This is a genomic window from Elusimicrobiota bacterium (assembly GCA_026388095.1).
Lineage (GTDB): Bacteria > Elusimicrobiota > Elusimicrobia > UBA1565 > UBA9628 > UBA9628.
The window spans coordinates 1-3,749 of sequence record JAPLKL010000059.1; the positions used below are offsets into that span (position 1 = coordinate 1).

A 3,749-nucleotide genomic window follows, 5' to 3' on the forward strand; every position below is an offset into this window, starting at 1 on the left:
AGCGCAGGCCGGCAAACACGAGGTCCGCCCCAGATGCATTTCCGCCGGCCTTCGGCCGTCGGTTCCGCGCGACTCTGCGAGTCGCGCGGCCGGTTTATGAACCCAAGCCCATGCGGCCGGGACTTTTTACGAGAGGCTCAAGTATTGTGTCCCCGAACGCACCGGTCAGTTGGCGGCGCGGAAGCTGAGAACGTCGCCGTCTTCGACAATGTAGTCTTTGCCCTTGAGCGAGAACTTGCCCGCTTCCTTGACCTTGGCCTCGGAGCCCAGCTCCATGAGGTCCTTGTACTTCATGTGCTCGGCGCGGATGAAGCCGCGCTCCAGGTCGGTGTGGATGGCGCGGGCCGCCTGGGGCGCGGTGGAGCCCTTGCGCACGGTCCAGGCGCGCACCTCGTCGGTGCCGCTGGTGTAGTAGGACATCAGGCCCAAAGCCTCGTAGATGCCGCGCGTGAGCACCGCCACGGCCGGCTCGGTGATCCCCATGCCGGAGAGGAACTCCTCGCGCTCCTTGGGGTCGGACATGGCCGCGATCTCGGCCTCGAGCTTCACGTCGAAGAACGAGAGGCTCATGCGCGAGCCGAACTCCTTTTCCAAGGCCGCGCGCAGGGCCGGGTCCTGGGACTCCTGGCTCATGTTGACCACGGCCGCGATGGCCTTGTCGGTGAGGAACTGGTAGTTGAACAGCACCGCCTTCTCCGGCTCGGTCAAGCCCATATTGCGCACGGTCTTGCCCGTCTCCAGGCCGGCGATGACCTTCTGCACCGCGGCCAGCTCGCGCACCTTCTCGGGCGTGCTCTTGGCGCGCATCTCCTGGCCCAGCTTGTCCTTGCGCCGCTCCATGAGGAAGAGGTCCGCGAAGACCAGCTCGGAGAGGAAGGTGTCCAGGTCGCGCCGGGCGTCCACCGTGCCCGCGGGATGGAACACCGACGGGTCCGGGAAAGCGCGGACCACGACCACGATGCCGTCGAGGTTGCGCACGTCGTCGAGCCACACGGCCTTGCCCTCGGACTTCTCCACGTCGGGCAGGAGCAGCAGGTCCATGCGCGCGTAGGTGGTCTTCTCCGGCTTGTACAGGGCGGAGAGGGCGTCGACGCGCGGGTCGCGGACCGGGAACACCCCCGGCACGCCCTTGGCCGGAACGGCTGCGACCTCGGTCCCGGTCAGCAGCTTGAACAGAGTCTTCTTGCCCGCGCCCTGCAGGCCCAGCAAAGCGATCTTCATGTGGTTCTCCTCACGGCCGGCGGGCTATGATATCAAATCGCCCCGGGAGCCTGGGCCGCGGCCAGGGCCTCGGGCTCCGGCGGAGTCTCGCCCCGCCCCAGGGCCGCGGCGCGGCCGCGCCAGACCCAGAGCAAAGCCACGGCCACGGAGCACAGTCCCAGGCACAGGCCGATCCAGAGCCCGAGGGCTCCCCGGCCCGCGGCGAAGGCGAGATAGACCCCCACGGGCAGGCCCACGGCCCAGTAGCCGACCGCGTTGGCCAGCATGGGCACGCGCGTCTCTCCCAGACCGCGCAGAGCCCCGGTCATGACCACCTGCGTGGCGTCGAAGACCTGGAAGAAGCCCGCCACGACCAGGAGCTTGACCCCCAGGTCGAGCACGGCCGCGTCCGTGGTGTAGAGGCCCAGGATGGCGCGGGGCAGGAAGATGTAGGCCAGGCAGGTGAGGCTCATGAAGGCGACGCCCATGGCCAGGGCGGCCCAGCCGGAGCGCGCGGCGCGGTCGGGCCGATGGTGGCCGATGCCCTGGCCCACGCGCACCGCGGCCGCGTGCGAGACGCCCAGCGGCACCATGAAGGAGAGCCCGGCCAGGTTCAAGACGATCTGGTGCGCGGCCGAGGCCACGGCGCCCATGCGGCCGCAGAGCAGGCTGGTGAGGCTGAAGGCTCCGCTCTCCGCCACCATCTGCCCGGCCGCGGGCACGCCCAGGCGCACGAGCTCCCACAGCATCGCGGGCTTGAGCCCGCTCCAGCGCCAGCCGCTGGCGCGCACCTGCCATGCCGCGGCCGCGGCCACCACCACGAGCATGACGCCGTAGCCGCCGAGCGCGGCCCAGGCCGCTCCGGAGACGCCCAGCGCCGGCAAGCCGAAGTGCCCGAACATGAGCGCGTAGTCCAAGACCGCTCCCACGACGTCGGCGGCGAGCACCGCTGCCAGCTGGGGCATGGTGACGCTCAAGGTCTGCAGGTACTGGCGGCAGGCGGTGAAGAGCAGGGCCGGGAAGAGCCCCCAGCGCAGGATCTTCAGATACGCGGCCGTGGTCGCGGCCAGGCTCGGCTCGATGCCGACCCAGGCCAGGAACCGGCCCGAGGCGCTCAAGGCCGCGAACACGGGCACCGCGGCCGCCAGAGCCACGACCAAGGCGTGCACCAAGACCTCGGCGCATTCGTCGCGCCGGCCCGCGCCGAAGGCCCGGGCCGAGAGCGGGTCGATGCCCAGCAGGATGCCGAAGGCCGTGATGAGGATCATGAAGTAGGTGGAGCCGGCCAGGCCCACGGTGGCGATGGCCTGCGCGCCGAGGTGCCCGGCGAAGAGCGTGGCCACGGTCCCCTGCAGGATCAGGCCGGTCTGCAGGGCCGCGATGGGCGCGGCCAGGGCGAAGACGGAGCGCAGCTCCTCGCCGGCGAAGTGGCGGCGCATGGCTCAGAGCAGACCCGGCGCCAGCGGCGGCCTGCGGCGGGCGGCCTCGTCGGCCGGGTCGACGCGGAAGACCCGCGCGCGGCCGTCCTGAACGCGGAAGTGGGCGTCGTAGTGCAGGATGAAGAAGGCGAGCTCCTTGTCGGGCCGCAGTTGGGCGCGGTCGCGCGGGTTGCGCGGGTCGTGGCTCAGGCTGTCCTCGATGAGCCGCTTGACCTTGGCCCGGTCGCGGCGCGGGACGACCTGGGCCAGGTCAGCCAAGGCGGACTTGGAGAACTCCACCTTGAGCCTGGGCGCGCGGCAGCGGTCCACCCAGCCGATGCGGGGGCGGGCCGGCCGGTCGCAGGCGGTGATGTAGGGCTTGATGTCCAGGACCGGCGTGCCGTTGACCAGGTCCATGCCCTCCAGGTAGAGCGTGTCGCCTTCCACGGCCTTGAGGCGCGCCAAGGTCAGGCCGATGGCGCTGGGCCGGTGCGGGGAGCGGGACGCGAAGACCCCGATGGTGCCGCCCCGCATTCGCGGCGGGTGGATCTTGGAGCAAAAGCCCTTATTGGTGTTGAGGTGGAACTGGAAGATGAGCCAGACGTGGCTGAACTCGGAAAGCCCGACCAAGGACTGCTCCGGGATGAACTCGGGCAGCACGCGCAGGCGCGCGGGGGCCCGGGGCACCAAGGCCCCCTGGCGCGGGGTGCCGAATTTCTCCCGGAAGCAGGACTCGATGAAGCCGATGGGGCGCAGCATAAGACAGATATGTTATCAGATTGCCGGTGAGCGGCCAGCCGCCCAGGCGGACAACGGCTCAGCGCCGACCGGGGTGTCGGCGCTGGGGTCCCGGTCGCGCCTAAGGCGCGGCCGGGACCTTCAGGACGAGCCGAAGAAAGACGCGCGCCGGGCCGTCATCTGGCGCCTCCTCCCGGCAGACGGCCGAACAAGTCCTGCACCGCCTTGCGGATGGACGCGTCGAGCTCGGCCGGGATCGGGACGGACGCGAGCGTCCGCCGCAGCGCGCCGGGCTCCCCCGCGTCGAGGCTGGCGGCCCTGTAGGGGCCGGACGCCTCGTCCGTGGACCTGACGAAGGTCACGACGGCCTCGGCTCCTGGCGCGGGCAGGGAC

Annotated in this window: 4 protein-coding genes; all 4 read right to left on the reverse strand. The window is 70.8% G+C overall.

Annotated features, from left to right (window positions below):
- Window positions 1-165: 165 nt before the first annotated feature.
- Window positions 166-1,221, reverse strand: a complete 1,056-nt coding sequence (locus NTY77_14690) for a DUF933 domain-containing protein (GenBank protein ID MCX5796739.1) — start codon at window positions 1,219-1,221, stop codon at window positions 166-168.
- Window positions 1,222-1,253: 32 nt separating this feature from the next.
- Window positions 1,254-2,639 (reverse strand): MATE family efflux transporter, encoded by a 1,386-nt coding sequence (locus tag NTY77_14695; protein MCX5796740.1) that lies wholly within the window; start codon window positions 2,637-2,639, stop codon window positions 1,254-1,256.
- Window positions 2,640-2,642: 3 nt separating this feature from the next.
- Window positions 2,643-3,377, reverse strand: coding sequence for a tRNA (N6-threonylcarbamoyladenosine(37)-N6)-methyltransferase TrmO (gene tsaA, locus NTY77_14700; GenBank protein ID MCX5796741.1), 735 nt, complete (start codon window positions 3,375-3,377; stop codon window positions 2,643-2,645).
- 155 nt (window positions 3,378-3,532) lie between these two features.
- Window positions 3,533-3,749, reverse strand: a 217-nt coding sequence (locus NTY77_14705) for a hypothetical protein (GenBank protein ID MCX5796742.1), incomplete at its 5' end; no start/stop codon positions are given.

Coding starts and splice junctions, on each gene's coding strand:
- NTY77_14690 (MCX5796739.1), bottom strand. CDS start 1,221: ATGAAGATCGCTTTGCTGGGCCTGCAGGGCGCGGGCAAGAAGACTCTG.
- tsaA (MCX5796741.1), bottom strand. CDS start 3,377: ATGCTGCGCCCCATCGGCTTCATCGAGTCCTGCTTCCGGGAGAAATTC.
- NTY77_14695 (MCX5796740.1), bottom strand. CDS start 2,639: ATGCGCCGCCACTTCGCCGGCGAGGAGCTGCGCTCCGTCTTCGCCCTG.